The organism is Agrobacterium tumefaciens str. B6 (assembly GCF_001541315.1).
Classification (GTDB): domain Bacteria; phylum Pseudomonadota; class Alphaproteobacteria; order Rhizobiales; family Rhizobiaceae; genus Agrobacterium; species Agrobacterium radiobacter.
On the sequence record NZ_LMVK01000050.1, the window covers coordinates 147,612 to 164,853 of the forward strand.

The 17,242-nt window shown below is 60.5% G+C and carries 12 protein-coding genes; 3 read left to right on the plus strand and 9 right to left on the minus strand.

The features are described from left to right. Positions 1–73 precede the first annotated feature (73 nt). Positions 74–1,681 carry an ABC-F family ATP-binding cassette domain-containing protein gene (locus tag ASB65_RS24515; RefSeq protein ID WP_060725638.1) on the plus strand — a complete coding sequence of 536 codons (1,608 nt, stop codon included), beginning with the start codon at positions 74–76 and terminating at the stop codon, positions 1,679–1,681. On the opposite strand, the gene ASB65_RS24520 is transcribed toward ASB65_RS24515, so the two are convergent. The 4 genes from ASB65_RS24520 to ASB65_RS24535 are packed head-to-tail and all read right to left on the minus strand — an operon-like array spanning position 1,675 to position 6,270. Beyond that, positions 1,675–2,625: a spore coat U domain-containing protein gene (locus ASB65_RS24520; protein WP_060725639.1), complete on the minus strand. Its 951-nt coding sequence runs from the start codon at positions 2,623–2,625 to the stop codon at positions 1,675–1,677. The genes ASB65_RS24515 and ASB65_RS24520 overlap by 7 nt on opposite strands. Then, a complete protein-coding gene (locus ASB65_RS24525; protein ID WP_060725640.1) occupies positions 2,622–5,060 on the minus strand; it encodes a fimbria/pilus outer membrane usher protein in 2,439 nt (812 codons plus the stop codon). Before ASB65_RS24525 ends, ASB65_RS24520 begins: the two co-directional genes overlap by 4 nt. Further along, positions 5,032–5,751, minus strand: a complete 720-nt coding sequence (locus ASB65_RS24530; protein WP_060725641.1) for a molecular chaperone — start codon at positions 5,749–5,751, stop codon at positions 5,032–5,034. The genes ASB65_RS24525 and ASB65_RS24530 overlap by 29 nt, the downstream gene beginning before the upstream one ends. Before the next feature lie 21 nt (positions 5,752–5,772). Further along, positions 5,773–6,270 (minus strand): spore coat U domain-containing protein, encoded by a 498-nt coding sequence (locus ASB65_RS24535; RefSeq protein ID WP_060725642.1) that lies wholly within the window; start codon positions 6,268–6,270, stop codon positions 5,773–5,775. A gap of 362 nt (positions 6,271–6,632) precedes the next feature. Here ASB65_RS24535 and ASB65_RS24540 point away from each other — a divergent pair, with 362 nt between their 5' ends. Together ASB65_RS24540 and catB are read left to right on the plus strand one after the other, a co-directional pair. After that, the gene (locus tag ASB65_RS24540; protein ID WP_060725643.1) at positions 6,633–9,422 is read left to right on the plus strand and encodes a bifunctional aconitate hydratase 2/2-methylisocitrate dehydratase; all 2,790 of its coding nucleotides are present in this window, start codon (positions 6,633–6,635) and stop codon (positions 9,420–9,422) included. A gap of 329 nt (positions 9,423–9,751) precedes the next feature. Continuing rightward, entirely contained in the window at positions 9,752–10,387 is a 636-nt protein-coding gene (gene catB, locus ASB65_RS24545) for a type B chloramphenicol O-acetyltransferase (protein WP_060725644.1), read from the plus strand. 45 nt (positions 10,388–10,432) lie between these two features. On the opposite strand, the gene ASB65_RS24550 is transcribed toward catB, so the two are convergent. From ASB65_RS24550 to ASB65_RS24570, 5 genes are all read right to left on the minus strand, one after another. Then, on the minus strand, positions 10,433–12,235 hold the full coding sequence (locus tag ASB65_RS24550) for an NAD(P)/FAD-dependent oxidoreductase (protein ID WP_060725713.1): 1,803 nt from the start codon (positions 12,233–12,235) through the stop codon (positions 10,433–10,435). Between the two features lie 113 nt (positions 12,236–12,348). Next, positions 12,349–13,422 (minus strand): 2,3-butanediol dehydrogenase, encoded by a 1,074-nt coding sequence (locus tag ASB65_RS24555; RefSeq protein WP_060725645.1) that lies wholly within the window; start codon positions 13,420–13,422, stop codon positions 12,349–12,351. Positions 13,423–13,580: 158 nt separating this feature from the next. Continuing rightward, on the minus strand, positions 13,581–15,464 hold the full coding sequence (locus ASB65_RS24560) for a sigma-54-dependent Fis family transcriptional regulator (RefSeq protein WP_060725646.1): 1,884 nt from the start codon (positions 15,462–15,464) through the stop codon (positions 13,581–13,583). 154 nt (positions 15,465–15,618) lie between these two features. Further along, positions 15,619–15,945, minus strand: a complete 327-nt coding sequence (locus ASB65_RS24565; protein WP_060725647.1) for a tetratricopeptide repeat protein — start codon at positions 15,943–15,945, stop codon at positions 15,619–15,621. Between the two features lie 81 nt (positions 15,946–16,026). After that, complete coding sequence (locus ASB65_RS24570; protein WP_060725648.1) at positions 16,027–17,106, minus strand: LacI family DNA-binding transcriptional regulator; 1,080 nt, start codon at positions 17,104–17,106, stop codon at positions 16,027–16,029. Positions 17,107–17,242 lie beyond the last annotated feature (136 nt).

Genomic DNA, 17,242 nt, shown 5'->3' on the forward strand with positions numbered 1-17,242 from the left:
ACAGGACGGTGAACCATGGATTTCAACCCGATCACAAAGCCGCAACGCCTTGTCATCAGGGGAACCCATATCCATGCCGCATTCCATCACTCTCTCGGACCTCTCGTGGTCAACACCTGACGGTCATCCGCTCTTTTCCAACATCAATCTTCGTTTCGGACCGGAACGCACCGGCCTTGTCGGGCGCAACGGCGTCGGCAAGACGACGCTTCTGAAACTGATTGCGGGGGAACGGTCGCCATCCGCGGGCACGGTTTCCATCTCGGGCAGCGTCAATCTTCTGCGCCAGAGCGTGCAGGTGGCGTCCGACGAGACCATCGCCGACCTGTTTGGCGCGCGCGATGCGCTTGAGGTCCTTGCCCGTGCGCAGGCGGGAACGGCCACTCTCGAAGAGCTTGAAGATATCGACTGGATGCTGGAGGACAAAATTGCCGAGGCGCTGGCGCAGGTCGGGCTGGACGCCTTACCCTCCACACCGCTTTCGGCGCTGTCCGGCGGGCAGCGCACGCGGGCCGCACTTGCGGCACAAATCCACGCCGCCCCCGATTTCCTGATCCTCGACGAACCCACAAATAATCTCGACCGGGAGGGGCGCATTTTCGTCGCCGATTTTCTGGCGGCGTGGCGTGGGGGAGCGATCGTCGTCAGCCATGATCGGGAACTTCTCGAAACCCTCGATGCCATCGTCGAAATGACCACGCTCGGGGCAACCCGTTACGGCGGCAACTGGAGCCACTACCGCGCACAAAAAGCGCTGGAGCTGGCCGCTGCCGAACAGGATTTCGCGACGGCGGAAAAACGTCTGTCCGAGGTCAGGCGCCGGTCACAGGAGGCGCTGGAGCGCAAGGCCCGCCGTGACGGCAGGGGTGCCGCAAAAGCGGCGAGGGGCGACATGCCCCGCATCCTTGTCGGCGCGATGAAAAGGCGTGCTGAAAAGACGAGCGGCGACAACGCCAATCTGGCCAGCCGCCTGACGGCCGAGGCGACGGAAGACCTGAAGACGGCGCGTGAGCGGATCGAAATCCTGCAGGGCGTCAGTGTCACATTGCCGCCCAGCGGGCTGCACGCGACAAAAACCGCGCTCAGCCTGCAGAACCTGACGGCGGGGTATCGGGCCGACCAACCCGTGCTTCGCGACCTGTCCTTCGAGATCACCGGGCCGCAACGCGTTGCCGTGACCGGTCCGAACGGATCGGGAAAAACGACGCTGCTTTCGGTGATCACGGGGGATTTACCGCCATTCGAAGGGACGATGCATGTCGGGGTGAAGTCCGTGTTTCTCGACCAGCAGGTCAGCCTGCTCGATGCGAACCTGTCCATCCGCGACAACTTCCTTAGACTCAACCCGCAGGCCGGGGAAAATGCCTGCCGCTCCGCGCTTGCGCGCTTCATGTTTCGTGCCGATGCCGCTCTGCAGATCGTTGCAATACTCTCGGGCGGGCAGATGCTCAGGGCAGGTCTTGCCTGTGTTCTGGGAGGCCCGCAGCCTCCACAATTGCTGATCCTTGATGAGCCGACGAACCATCTCGATATCGATTCCATCGCCGCCGTGGAGGCTGGCCTTCGGGCCTATGACGGCGCCTTGCTGGTCGTCAGCCATGATGAGGCGTTCCTCGCCGGCATCGGCATCGATCGGCGGCTGGAACTTGGAAAGTCGGAGGTGCGTTCGGGCCCTCAGTAGTTCACCGTCACAACAACCGTATCAGAGTAGTTTCCCGGCGCCGGCGTGTTCTGCGCCGGTACGCGGCCGTAGACGGTCAATGTCTGCAGGCTGCCGGTGCCGGTGCCGGTGGCTATCTGCCCGGCGGCACTTCCCCAGACATTCGTGCGGTTCACGTCGCGGTAGAGACCGTAGGTTATCGATCCGGCCGCCTGCACCATCTGGCGTGCGGCCGGGGGGCTGTTGCTCAGCCCGCCATTGAGCGCCACGCTGTAGTTCAGACTGGTGGTGCAGGTCAGATTGATTGCGCCTGTCGCATCGACTGCCGTGTTGAGCACGCCGTGGCTGCCGAAATTGATGTTTTCGGCCGAAATGATGCAGGTCGGAGCAACCGCAGCCGTTACGTTGAACGGCACCTGCGTGGGGTTCTGGTTCACGGAGGAGCAGCTCGGTGCGAACAGGGTATAGCTTGTATAGGTGAAACTGGTCTCTGCGCCGGCAAAGCTGGAGAGATAAAGGCCGCGCGCCGCCGAGGCCTGGCCGGCGTTGACCCTGCCATAGACCGTGCGGCTTGTGGTGTTGATCAGGAGCGGTAGCGCCATATCGATCGGCGGAGGGGATCCGAGCGCCGGCTGCGTGACCGATCCCCAGGAAGTCGTGCGCGCCGCGTTCTGGTAAAGCTGGTAATTGAGGATGTTGCTGCCCTGAAGCATCCGGCGGATACCGCCCGACTGCCCGCCGCTTCCGGCATTGATGTTGGGGCAGATGCGGATGGAAAGCGCCAGCGACAACGGGTTGGAACAGGTGACTGACAATGTTGCCGTCGTGTCCGCGGCGCTGCCGCCTGCGAGATTGACGAAGCCGAAATTCATATCCGACATGCTAAAGGTGCAGCTTTGCGCCAGAACCGGTGAAGCGGAGAGGAACGCGGCGATGACAAGGCCGGCGCGGGTCAGGACCTTCATTGGATGCTCCTGCATAGGGTTTCGAGAGTTGCGCGCGTCTCGCCGGCAGAAGGGACGGTGATCTGCGCCTCGCACTCGCCTTTCGTCGGCTGCATGATGCGGAGGCGATGCGTGTCGCTGATATTGTCGAGATAGGCCTGCCCGTCATAACCGACGATGAAATCGCGCTTGCCGTCGATTTTGCCTGTTGATCCGGTTTCGATGAATTGGCCGCTCTCGTCTTTCAGCGTCACCAGCGCCACCTGACCCTCGGTTTCCACCTTGAAATTGACCACTGCTCCCGCCCGCTCCGTTGGTGTCACGGTCTGTTTCGTGCGGTCGATGCGGGCGTCGACCGGGAGATTGCTGGGGTCGAGCGTGATGTTGTTGACGTCATAGGAACGCAGGTTCGGAAGCAATATCTTGCCGCGGCGGTTCGTCTGGCCGATGGGCCGGTTTTCCAGCAGGATATCGACACCGGGTGCGCCCGCATCCACCACGGCGAAAGCATCATCGATGCGGTTGCCGACAAAGACATCGCCGCCGGCGAGCGCTATCGATCCTTCGATCTGCGCATAGGCCTGTGTCGTGCGGTTGAATTGGTCGACGCCGGCCGAAACGCGTGCGGCGCTGCCGCGGTAACTGCCGGAAACGGATGCGATATCATTGCCACCTGTCGAGCCGCGCAGGCGCCAGCCATAACTTCCCTCGGCCTGCTCTTCGGATTTTCCGACCTCGGCCGTCAGCGAATATCCATCCGCATCCGAGGACATGCCGGCTGAGCCGGAGACGCCGCCGCCGAATGACCAGGACAGGCCCGCGAAGACGCCGTAGGATTGGCTGTCCTCAAGATCCTTATAGGCGGTGATGAAGATATTGCCGTTCTCGCCGAACGGCCGCATGGCGGAGAGGCCGAGCAGCCGGGATTTCCTCTCATCGAAGGTTTCCACCTGCGTATAGGAAAAGTTCAGGCTCGTTTCATCGAAAGCAAGCTGTGTGGAAACGGAAATCTGATCCACGGCACGCGGTGGCCGCGCGCTCAGCAGACCGGATATCGTCCTGAGTGTCGAGCTGTCGGCGGAGACCGACGCCATGTCGTGATAGTCGCCGAATGCCCGTTGCGACCGGGCGTGAAATTTTAACCCGAGCAATTCGGCTTCGACGCTTGCGGAGAGCTGGTAGCCGCTTTCCTCGCCAAAACGGCTCGACGCGCCGGAAAGCGCCGCCAGCCCATGGGCCCCAAGTGTGAAGACGCCGCCAAGGCCGATATTGTAAAAATCCTCGCCGCCTTCCGCATGGCCCTCGAGCGTCAGGTGGTCCGACAGGCCGTAACGCACCGTCGCCGATCCGAGCAGTTTTTCGTCGTAATCGAAAGAAGAGGTTCCGTAATTGCGCCGGGCAAAACCGAGCTCCCCCGAGAAATCGACGAGGCCTTTCGCGAGCAGGTCCGGTGAAGCATAAAACGGCGTTTCGGATACGGTTTCGCGGCCCAGCGCATCCCGCACCACCAGCCTCGCATTGCCCGCGCCGCTGATGACGGGAAGATTGGTGATGGAGAAGGGGCCTTCGGGAACATCCTGCGACAGGCGGCGGATATTGTTGACATAGACATCGACGGTGGAGGGCACGGCTGCCGAACCGGCAAATTCCGGCATCGGCATGGTAACGATATCCGGCCGCAGGTCGAAATTGCGGCGGATCTGCAGGCCGCCCAGCCGCGTCGGGCGTGTCCAGCTCAGCCCGCCGGTGATGAGATCGCCGGCCCGGTAGCTCGTCAGTGTTTCCTCGTCCGAATAGCTCCAGGTGGTATCGAGGCGCTGGGTGTCGAACTCCGACAGGCGCGATGTGCTCAGAACCTGTGACGAGGACAGCACGCCGAGCGGACCGAAGACCCTGCTTTCCAGGAGAGCCGAGACACCGTTGAAATCGGCGATGTCAGACCATTTGTTGCCGCCGGAGGAACCATAGATCGTGTAATTCACCACACCTCCAAAATCGCTCGCGGCCTTTTCCTGCGTTTCGTCATCCTCTTGCGGCGCATTCTTGCCGGAGGCGTCGATCACCCTGTTTGCCCGCGCCGCCATCGGCAGGGTGAAATGCATGGACTGGGTGCCTTCATCGTAACGCGCCACCACGTCTGGCAGTCGGGAAATGTCGATCCAGCCATCATCGCCGACTGCGCTTTCAACCGGAGATATCCCGATATTGTTCAGCTGCTCCGGCTCGATGAGAAACGATCCGGCGTCGTTTTGACGAAATGTGGCGATCAGTTCTGTCGAGACATCGTTGATGTAGACTTCGAGCTGAAACTGTCCCGCTTCTTTTGCGGCAAAAGAGGCTGGTTGCGCCGCAGGGGGTATATCCTGCGCCACGGAGAAACTGCCCGATGAAATGACCGTCAGAGCGGCAATCGTCAAAACGGCAAGGTCAGCCGCCCGAGACGCGCGCCGTCGCATTGACGGGGCCGCCTTCGCTGTCTGCCGAAATCTTCAGCGTGCCGCCGCCTTTTTTGCCGCCTTTTGCCGGAACCACAAAGCTTGCGGCGGATTTGCCAAGCACATACCCCACCAGCCCCTGCTGCCGGGCAATCGCCTGACCGTTGCCGCCGGAAAGCATCAGGTTGGCGATCCTTATCCGCCTCTCGCCCGTATTGGACACCGAGACCCTGTAGCCATTGCCCTGCGGCGTTATCTTCCAGGTCGGTTCCGCATCACCTGTGGAAGCGGGCGAGAAGAAAACGGGGATGGAGTGGCGCACCACAAGGTTGACCGTGCCGGATTGTGGTCTTCCCGCCGGCGGCAACTCATCGACGATGACGCGGTAACTCTCTTCGGCCCGCAGGGGCGCCTTGGAAAGCCGGACGATGCGGATAAGGTTTTCCGCGCCTCCCTTCAGCTGCGTCATCGGCGGGCTGGCGGCGCCAGCCCGCGCCGCCGTATAGACGTCCTGCCCGTTCTGCTGGGTCCAGCGGAATATACGCACCTGCACGTTGATCGGGGTTTTCGCATCGTTCCAGATGCGAAGGCTGGAGGCCGCCGTGGGCGCTTTAAGATCCAGAAGAACGGGTGCGACCCGTAGCGAGGCAGCCTGTGACGGTGAAACACTCAAACCGGCAAAAAACGCAGCCGCTAAGGTAAAAAGACGCATGCGCGATCCTCCCTATGGCGATCAGTAGTTGAGCGTGGCCGTCACCGTATCGGTGTAGACGCCGACCGCGGGTGTCGTCTGGGCAGGTACGCGCCCATAGACAGTGAAGGTCTGCGGTGCCCCGGTTCCCGTTCCCGTTTGCCGGTCCGTTCCCACGGTGTTCCCCCACACCGTGCTATGTGCCGCAGTCGTATAAAGCGAGTAGGAAATGGTCGCGCCGGCGGGCGATGTCATCAGACGGTTGGCGACCGTCGCCCCCGAGCCCGCGCCGGCGCTGAGGCCCAGGCTGAAGGGCGTGCTTGCCGTGCATTGCACGATAACATCGCTGGTCGCATCGATATTGCTGCCGATTACGCCATTGGTGCCAAAATTGAGATTGCCGGCGGAATTGATCTGGCATGCCGCCTGAATGGTGATCTGCACCGTGAAATTCGTCGAGGCGACCTGCGCGATACCAGATGGCGGTGCGAGAACCAGTGCCGCAAATGATAATAGATAGCCTGATGCTGCAAACTTCATGCTGCCTCCCCAAGCTGTTGCGCTGCTTATTTTTCGGTGCGCAACATGGAATTACGCCAATAACGGGTAATTAGAATAATCTAATACTCGTACTGATTTGGTTAATAAATCCTTAATGCGATCATCTGAAAAACTACTGGCTGAAATGCAGGGCATGCCACAATCAAAGGTGTAGTGGCGCGACGTGATCCCTGTCGCAGGATCGACGCTAAATGCCGTCTACGAGTTCTTTACTGGAATGCGACATCTTGTCAGCCGGCCCCGGTTGGCGTACTCGAAACAATAGAAACCCGGGCCGATTAACAGTACCGTTCAGTGGCGTTCTGTACCGGCTCCATAGACATCTTGACGTTGGGATTGCGATGAACCTTTACTTGGATTACCTGGCTGAAATCAAAAGCAGAGAACCACAGGGTCTCGCGCCCAAGCCGATTGACGACGGTGCACTGACGGCCGAGATTATCGAACTGATCAAGGATGCCGGCAGCGAGCACCGCGCCGATGCCCTGAAATTCTTCATCTACAACACCCTGCCGGGCACCACGAGCGCCGCTGGCGTTAAGGCTGACTTCCTCAAGCAGATCATTCTCGGCGAAGCGATCGTGCCGGAAATCACACCTTCCTTCGCGCTGGAACTGCTGTCGCACATGAAGGGCGGCCCGTCGATCAGGGTGCTGCTCGATATCGCGCTCGGTAACAACGCTGCGATTGCCGCCCAAGCCGGCGAAGTGCTGAAGACGCAGGTCTTTCTTTACGATGCCGACATGTTCCGCCTGCGCGACGCCTACAAGGCAGGCAGTGCCATCGCCAAGGCCGTGCTGGAAAGCTACGCCAAGGCCGAATTCTTCACCAAGCTTCCCGACGTTGAAGACGAGATCAAGATCGTCACCTTCATCGCCGCCGAAGGCGATATTTCTACCGACCTTCTGTCTCCCGGCAACCAGGCGCATTCGCGCTCGGACCGCCAGCTGCACGGCCAGTGTATGATCTCGCCGGCAGCGCAGGCGGAAATCGTCGCGCTGCAGCAGCAGCATCCGGACAAGCGGGTGATGATGATTGCCGAAAAGGGCACGATGGGCGTCGGTTCGTCGCGCATGTCCGGCGTCAACAACGTGGCGCTGTGGACCGGCAAGCAGGCCAGCCCCTATGTGCCCTTTGTCAACTACGCCCCCATCGTCGCCGGCACCAACGGCATTTCGCCGATTTTCGCCACCACTGTCGACGTGACTGGCGGGATCGGCATCAACCTCAAGAACTGGGTGAAGAAGCTCGGCGAAGACGGCAAGCCGATCCTCAACAATGACGGTAATCCGATCCTCGAGCAGAAATATTCGGTCGAAACCGGCACGGTCCTCAAGATCGACGCCAAGAACCGCAAGCTGCGGGATGAAAACGGCACCGAGCTTGTCGATCTCGCATCTTCCTTCACCCCCCAGAAGATGGAGTTCATGAAGGCCGGCAGCTCCTACGCCATCGTCTTCGGCAAGAAGCTCCAGACATTCGCCGCTGAAACGCTCGGCGTCGATGCGACACCTGTGTTCGCGCCCAACAAGGAAATCTCCATCGAAGGACAGGGCCTGACCGCCGTCGAGAAGATTTTCAACCGCAATGCCGTCGGTGTAACCCCCGGCAAGGTGCTGCATGCCGGCTCCGACGTTCGCGTCAAGGTCAATATCGTCGGCTCGCAGGATACGACTGGTCTGATGACCGCGCAGGAACTGGAAGCGATGGCGGCCACCGTCATTTCGCCGCTGGTGGATGGCGCCTATCAGTCGGGCTGCCATACCGCCTCCGTCTGGGACAAGAAGGCGCAGGCAAATATTCCGAAACTCATGTCCTTCATGCATAATTTCGGCGTCATCACCGCGCGCGACCCGAAGGGCGTCTATCATTCGATGACGGACGTGATCCACAAGGTGCTGAACGACATCACCGTGGACGACTGGGCCATCATCATCGGCGGCGACAGCCACACCCGCATGTCCAAGGGCGTCGCCTTCGGCGCTGACTCCGGCACCGTCGCACTGGCGCTGGCAACGGGCGAGGCGACCATGCCGGTCCCGCAGTCGGTCAAGGTCACCTTCAAGGGTACGATGCAGCCCTATATGGACTTCCGCGACGTGGTGCACGCCACGCAGGCGCAGATGCTCCAGCAGCACGGCGACAACGTCTTCCAGGGCCGTATCATCGAAGTCCACATTGGCACGCTTCTGGCAGACCAGGCCTTCACCTTCACCGACTGGACGGCCGAAATGAAGGCCAAGGCGTCGATCTGCATTTCCGAAGACGAGACGCTGATCGAGTCGCTGGAAATCGCCAAGTCGCGCATCCAGATCATGATCGACAAGGGCATGGACAATGCCGCGCAGACGCTGAAGGGCCTGATTGACAAGGCAGATCAACGCATTGCGGAAATCCGTTCAGGTGAAAAGTCAGCTCTGAAACCGGACGCCAACGCGAAATATTTCGCGGAAGTCGTCGTGGATCTCGATGTCATCAACGAACCGATGATCGCCGACCCTGACGTCAACAACAACGATGTCTCCAGACGCTACACGCACGACACAATTCGCCCGGTATCCTATTACGGTGCGGCCAAGAAAGTCGATCTCGGCTTCGTAGGCTCGTGCATGGTGCATAAGGGTGACGTGAAGATCGTCGCGCAGATGCTGCGGAACATCGAAAAGACCGAAGGCAAGGTCGAGTTCAAGGCGCCGCTCGTCGTCGCCGCGCCGACCTACAACATCATTGATGAGCTGAAGGCGGAAGGGGATTGGGAAATCCTGCAGAAATATTCCGGCTTCGAGTTCGATGACGTCAATCCGAAGACGTCCAACCGCACCGAATACGAAAACATCCTGTATCTCGAGCGTCCGGGCTGCAACCTTTGCATGGGCAATCAGGAAAAGGCGGCAAAGGGCGATACGGTTCTGGCAACGTCCACTCGTCTCTTCCAGGGCCGTGTTGTTGAAGACAGCGCCGAAAAGAAGGGTGAATCGCTGCTGGCCTCCACTCCGGTTGTCGTGCTCTCGGCCATCCTCGGCCGCACGCCGAGCATCGAGGAGTATCGTTCTGCCGTCGAAGGGATCGACCTGACGAAGTTCGCCCCGCCGAAGGTAACGCCGATCGATTCCCAGTCGGTCCACTACTGAGGCCGAGACCATTGCGGTGTGCGGGCCAAGGACGCCCGCGCCGGCGATGCAGTGAAAATGCCGAACCAACGACAGCAGCGGGGACAAATCCCCGCTGTTGCTTTATGTGCCGCCGGGATTTCGGCCATTGCAGGCTTCAAACATGTCACGGCTTGGCCTTCGCCGATTTTTGCGGTAACCAGACTGCATGATAAGAGCCTCGAGTATCACCTGCATCTAGCTCCCGCCGTTGCGTGAGGAGCATCGAGCGAAAAGCCGACAGGCTTGGCGCCCGGTGTCTGCTTGCCTTGAGGCAAGCGAATGCGAAGATATGCAGTGAGATTACTCCAATGGAAAATTACTTCGAAAGCCCGTTCCGGGGCATCACGCTTGACAAGCAGGTCAAGAACCCGAACCTCGTGGTCGGGAAATACAGCTATTATTCCGGTTATTATCACGGCCACAGCTTTGAGGATTGCGCCCGTTATCTGTTGTCGGATGAAGGCGCGGACAGGCTGGTGATCGGAAGCTTCTGCTCGATCGGTTCAGGTGCCGCCTTCATCATGGCGGGCAATCAGGGCCATCGCAACGAGTGGATCAGCACCTTCCCGTTTTTCTTCATGCCCGAGGTGCCGGAATTCGAGAATGCCGGGAATGGTTATCTGCCGGCGGGCGATACCGTCATCGGCAACGATGTCTGGATAGGCTCGGAAGCGATCGTCATGCCCGGCATCACGGTTGGTGATGGCGCGGTGATCGGAACGCGGGCGCTGGTGACGAAGAATGTCGAACCCTATGCCATCGTCGGCGGCAATCCCGCAAAGACGATCCGCAAGCGGTTCGATGATGACAGCATCGCCCTGCTGCTCGAGATGAAATGGTGGGATTGGCCGGCGGAGCAGCTGAAGGCGGCAATGCCGCTCATGACCAGCGGCGATGTCGCGGAGCTTTACCGGTTCTGGCAATCCGATAAGTCCCAGTCGTAAAATGCCCGGCCCGCCTCATCGAGACGGGCCGGAACTCCCTCCGGGTCAGGACAGATGATGTGGCTTCTGAAGGCCGTAAACGGGTGTTTTCAGGCCCGCCTGTCTCGCCTTCAGCTGCAGCGACAGATATTGCGAATAGTGCCGCGATTGATGCAGGTTGCCGCCGTGGAACCACAGCGCCTGCTGTTGTGTCGGCTTCCACATGTTGCGCTGTTCGCCTTCCCATGGGCCGGGATCCTTGGTGGTGTCGGAACCGAGGCCCCAGCATTTGCCCACCTTGTCCGCCACCTCACGTGAAATGAGATCGGCCGCCCAGCCATTCATCGAACCATAGCCGGTCGCATAGACCACCAGATCGGCAGGCAGTTTCGTGTCATCCTTCAGCACCACGGCATTCTCCGTCAGGTGCGAGACGTCGACACCGGATTTGAGCTTGATCGAGCCGTCGATCACGAGGTCGCAGGCCCCGACATCGATGTAATAACCCGATCCGCGCCGCAGATATTTCATGAAGAGGCCGGACTCGTCGTCACCGAAATCGAGCATGAAGCCCGCTTTCTCCAGTGCCGCATAAAAATCGGCGTCCTGTTCGCGAATGCGGTCGTAAACCGGAACCTGAAACTCGTGCATGATCCTGTAGGGCAGGGAGGCGAAGATGAGATCGGCCTTGCGCGTGGTCATGCCGTTTGCCACCGCCCGCTCGGAATAGAGGTCGCCGAGACCGATATCCATCAGCGAGTCGGATTTGACGATATGGGTGGAGGACCGCTGCAGCATGGTAACGTCGGCGCCGGCCTCCCAGAGCGCTGCGCAGATATCATGCGCCGAGTTGTTGGAGCCGATCACCACGACCTTTCTGCCGGCATAGGCGTCCGGACCCGGATGCTGCGAGGAATGCTGCTGCTCGCCCTTGAAGACATCCTGTCCAGGGAATTTCGGGATATTCGCCTTGCCCGACATGCCGGTCGCCAGCACCAGCTGTTCCGGCCGCAGTACGACCTCCTTGCCGGCGCGGTCGACAATCACGGTCCACTCACCCGTCACCTCGTCATATTGTGCCGACTTACAGGTGGTGGAGCCCCAATAATTCAGCTCCATGACCTTGGTGTACATTTCCAGCCAGTCACCCACCTTGTCCTTCGGCGTGAAGACGGGCCAGTTTTCCGGGAAGGGAATGTAGGGCAGGTGATCGTACCAGACGGGGTCATGCAGGCAGAGCGACTTGTAGCGCTTGCGCCAGCTGTCGCCGGGCCGCTCATTCTTTTCGATGATGATCGCCGGCACACCAAGCTGGCGAAGACGCGCGCCAAGTGCAATGCCGCCCTGTCCGCCACCGATGATGACGACATAGGGCTGCTCCGAATAGCCGAGTTCGGCGGCTTCGGCCTCGCGTTTTTCCTTCCAGGTCCGGCGGTTGCGGTCGTGGCCGTGCTCCGCGCCCATCGGTCGGCGGATACCCTTCGGTTCCTCATGGCCCTTCAGTTCGCTCATGGTGGTGAGCAGGGTCCAGATCAGCCCGTCCTTCAGGCGGATGTGGCCGTAACCGCGGGCGACACCGGTCTCGAACTCGAACCAGCCTTCGGTGACGCCATCGCCTTCCGAAGCCTGCTCCTTCGCATCCTGCACCAAGCCCGAGGGTTTGATGGCGGAAAGCTGGCTCGTCAGCATGTCGCGGATCTGCTCATGGCCTTCCAGTGTCTTCAGGTTCCAGGTGAAGGTCACGAGGTCGCGCCAGTAACAATCGGCCTGAAACAGGTTGACGGCGGCGTCTATGTCTCCATTTTCCAGCGCATTGCCGAGCTTGGAGAGAACCGTGTCGATTTTGGTGGCGGGACTGACATCAAGCATATTCATCTCCTCCATGGTGCTTAGTCTGATGGTGGAGCGGCGAAGTCGCCGCCCCGAAAGCCAACGGCTCCCGCATACCGGGCTCCTCTTCCCGGCATGCGGAGGCGGAAAGCCTATTTCGAAAGATTGATCAGGATCTTCAGATGGGTGCCGGCGGGATCGAGCAGGGCATCGAAGCCCTCAGACACGGCCGTATCGAGCGTGATCCGCTTGGTAACGATCTTCGTCGCCGGCAGCAGGCCGGAGGCGATGAGCCGGATGACGCGGGGCCAATAATGGGTCGGATAGGCCCATGAGCCCTTGATCTCCAGGTCGCGGAATGTCACCTGGAACCAGTCGATCGGGTTTTCATGCGGATGCAGGCCGGTCTGTACGACGACGCCCTGTTTGCGCACCGCATCGACGCAAGCCTTGAGCGCATGTTCATTGCCTACGCATTCAATGGCGACATCGCAGCCGACCTTGCCTTCCGTTGCCGCGCGCACGACATCACCGACATTGTCGCGCTTCGGGTTGATAGTGATGACGTCGGGGACGATGCTGCGGGCAAGCTCAAGGCGGGCATCATTGAGATCGGACACGAAGAGCTGGGCAGCGCCGGCCGCACGCGCGGCCAGAAGCGTGAGCATGCCGATCGGGCCGGCGCCCGTGACCAGAACGCTGTTGCCGGCGGTGACGCCACCGCGATCGCAGGCATAAACGGCAACGGCCGAGGGTTCCACGAGTGCGGCCTCTTCATCGCTCATCTCGTCGGGAATCTTCTGGACGTTATATTCGTTGACGAGTGCTGCCTGCGCCATGCCGCCGCCTTCCCAGCTGAGACCGACCAGCGCCAGCTGCGTGCTGAGATGAAAGAGGCCACGGTCGGCGAAATAGTCACCGGATCGCGGCATGATGAGCGGCTGGATCGAGACACGATCACCGACGCCGACCGAGGTGACGCCTTCGCCGATGGCCTCCACGACACCGCCGAATTCGTGACCGAGAATTTGCGGGCCATGGGCGCCGGTAAAAGGGTGCGGTTCGGTGGGGATGAAGATCGGACCGTAACTATATTCATGCAGATCGGTGCCGCAGATGCCGACGAACCGGTTGCGGACGAGAACCTGTCCCGGCCCCGGCCGTTTCGGCTCGGGAATGTCTTCGATCCGCAGGTCCCTGGCTGCATGAAATCTGAGCGCGCGCATGTTTTCTCCTCGATGGCTCCTGATGCCGGAGAAGGTGCAATGCCTGTGCCAGCACGGTTTGCCGTGCTGAAAGCCTGAAATTGCGGGGTTTTACCAGAATGCCGGTTTTGTATGACGCCACAGCTGTGGCGCAACAGCCGTGGCATATGCCTCACCTGTTAGTGAGGTTTTCCGATGCCGAGGCGTCGCATTCGCCGGTGCATCGTCGTGCGATCAATGCCGAGCCGGCGCGCGGCCTCCGACACATTGCCGTTGCAGGCCGCCAGAAGCGCGCCAAGATCGGCACCGCGACTGTCGATCATGGGGGCTGACGTTGCGGAGACCAGATGATCGGGAAGGTCTTCCGCCGTAATCACCCCGTCATCGCAAAGGGCGGCGGCGAAGGCTATCGCATTGTCCAGCTCGCGGATATTACCGGGCCAGGAATGGCCAAGGATCAACATCCGGGCTGCGTTGGAGAACGTCAGAGGACGAGCCGGCAGCCCATGTTTTTTCAGAAGCCTATCGAGGAGCCAGGGGAAGTCGTCGCGCTCGCAAAGCGCCGGCAAGGTCAGCACGGCCGCATTCAGGCGGTAGTAGAGATCTTCGCGGAAATCACCTGTCCGTACCATGTCGCTCAACGGGCGGTGCGATGCGGAAATCACCCTGAAATCCACCTTCTGTGGGGTGGAGCCACCGACGGGCAGAACCTCGCCTTCAGCCAGCACCCGCAAAAGGCGGCTTTGTGCCGCAAACGGCATGTCGCCGATCTCGTCGAGGAAAAGCGTTCCACCCTGTGCCTCTTCCACGAGCCCCTTGCGTCCTTTCGCCAGCGCACCCGTGAAGGCTCCCGGCAGATAACCGAACAATTCGCTCTCGATCAGCTGTTCGGGAATGGCGGCGCAATTGACGGCGACGAAGCGGCCGGAAACGCCGCTGGCGTCATGAATGATGCGGGCGAGATGTTCCTTGCCGGTTCCGGTCTGGCCCTGCAGCAGGATCGGCAGTTTCGCAGGCGCCAGTTTTTCCACCTTGCGCCTGAGGTTTCGAACCGCCGGCCCATCGCCGCCGATCTCTTCCATGACCGGCTGGGATTTTGGATGGGCAACCGGCACGGTCGACCGGCGCTGCTGCGGTTCGATCGCGTGCGCATAAAGCACCGTGCCGTCCTTCACGACGATGCGCCTCTCCTGCGGCAGGCTTGACCGGGTGAGGGAGGCGAGCTCGTCAAAGCCGGCCTCGAAAAACTCCTCCACCCGCTCTCCGAGGAGGCGCTCCGGCATGCGCCAGTCAAGCCCGCGCGATGCGGCGAGAAGGCGGGCGGCGGCGTGCGTCATGCCCGTTATCCGGCCGGAGCTATCGACGGACAGGGCCGCTTCGGGGTCGACATCCAGAAATTCGGGCGCGCCCGCAAAGCGCAGCACGAGATCATGACGGCTGCTGGCCATCAGATTTGCCAGTTCGATCCTTCGCACGGTCGATGAAACCAGATGGCGCGCCATGTTCTGGCTCGTCTTGAGGATGGGGGAACTCAGGAGTGAAATATCGAGTACGGCGGTGAGTGCGCCCTGGGTATCGTAGATCGGGGCGGCGGTGCAGGAAAGCGGCGTATGTGTCACATCAAAATGATCGGTCTGGTGGATCGTCAGCGCGTCGCCGGTGGCGATGCAGGCGCCGACGGCGCAAGTGCCTGCGCGCGGTTCCGACCATTCAGAGCCCAGGTAAAGCCCGGCCTTGCGCAGATTGTTGTTGAATGACGGGTCGCCCAGAAACTCGACCGTCACCCCCTGCTGATCCGACAGAAGAAGAACGTAATTCTGCTCGGCCACCTGCCGATACAGCCTTTCCAGGCCGGAACGGGCGATGTGGACGAGGTCTTCAGCCCGCTGGCGATGCTCGCGCAGGCATGTTTCGGAAACGATGACGGCTTCGCGGGCCTTGGCCGGATCAAGCTGATAGGTATCGAGACAACGTCGCCAGGATTCAAGCACCACCGCATCGCGGCCGGTATTCCTGCCCTGTCCGACGTGCTCGATTTCCTTGATGTGATCAGAAAAACCCATAAATCACCGGCCCTCGACAGCCGCCTCCCGTGATTTTTCCGGCGATCATAGCCGGTTTTATGAAATCTGGCTAACCTTCCGGCGATTTTTTAGCGCATGGGCTCGATTGCGCTGGCAGCGACGCGGCCGAGTTGCGCCCGTGATGCCCGTCTCATCACCTGACGCCCTTCAGGGCGCGTGACCGTAAACGTCGCAGCCGGACCTCCATCTGCCTTTTGGCCTGAATGTCGCCACGCCTGAGGGCCACCGACATGCCTTCCACCCACGCCGCAATGGCGCCATCGTCATCTCCCAACCGTGCGCGGCATTCGCCGAGTTCGGCCCAGACCGCCGAATAGTCTGGGTCCTGCCGGATAGCCTCCTGCAGATGATGTGCAGCATCTTCGAATTGCCCTGCGGCCGCCAGAGTCCTCGCGATTGAAAAGCGCAGCAGCGGACTGTCCCGTCCGTCTTCCAGCACCTTCATGAGTTTTTCTATCATCGTTATCCCGTTGCAATGGTGAAGCACCATGCAATCGGTACGACCTCAAGCGCAGTTGAGGTCAAGCGGTATTTCGCGCGTTCATCTGCCCATGCGGCGTAATGCGACCGGGTCCCATATATCGTCGAGCGGGCCTTCCAGAGCGGTTCGCGGGGGAATGAGCTGCGGTTCGATAATGATGACCTCGGGTTCGCTCCGGTTCTCTTCCAGCAGTTCGAAACCCTTTTCGAGCATCTGCGCGATATCGGGCTTGATCATATAGACAGGGAAAGGAAGGAACGATGCGAACGGGTCGTAGTCGAAGCAGCCGACCACGATGTCGCCGAAGGTCTCACCGTCATGACGCCCCATGAAACGAAGCAGCCCTTCGAAATTTATCGATGAGTTGACGAAGAAACAGCGGGGCAGGCGGCCCCTGCGCTCGAAGAAACCTTCGAAAGCCAGTTCCGTCATGCGGGGCGAATAGCCGGTAATCTCGATATCGTCTCCGCCCTCAGCCCCGAAATAGGCGGCCTTTGCAGCGTGGAAGCCGTCGATACGGGCGCGGCTGGCGTGGTCGTCGTGACCACCGAACAGGATGACGTCATCAGGACCGAGAGGCCCGCCTTTTGCCGCATGGGCAAGGATTGCCGATGTCAGTATTTCCGCGCCGCGCCTGTTGTCGGAAATGACCGAGGACGCAAACTTGCCGGGAAGATCGATGTTGACATGCGGCAGCGCCGCGCGGGCGCAGACCTGGTGCACGCCGTCGGGATCGGTCACACCGGCAATGAAGAGCGCATCGATCGAATAGGCGATCAGGGTCTCCACGGTGCGACGTTCTTCCTCGGGATCGCGCCGGCCGGAGACGACCATGGGCGACAGGCCGCGTTTGCGCGCCTGCCCCTCGAAGGTTTGCGCCATAGAGGAAAAGAACCGGTTGTCATAAACCGGCACCAGAAGCCCGACGAGACCGGATTTCGAGCTCCTCAAACCGCGGGCCTGCAGGTTGGTGGTATAGCGATGCGCCTTGGCAAGCGAGAGAATCTTGTCGGCAGTCTCCTCGGAAATCCGTCGCTTGCGCCATGATCCGTTCAACACGGCGCTCACCGTCGAGGCTGATGCGCCCGACAATATAGACAAGTCATAAATGGTGGCTTTCTTGGAACTTATGCCCGTCACTGTGATCTCCCCAACTGATTCCGATTATTAGAGCAGGCGTCCCCTTGACGGAAGGGAGCTTCATGATATGGTTATTGCACCATCGATTGTGCAATTTAGCAATATCGATTGTGCAAGATGGTTGCTGTGGGAGTGG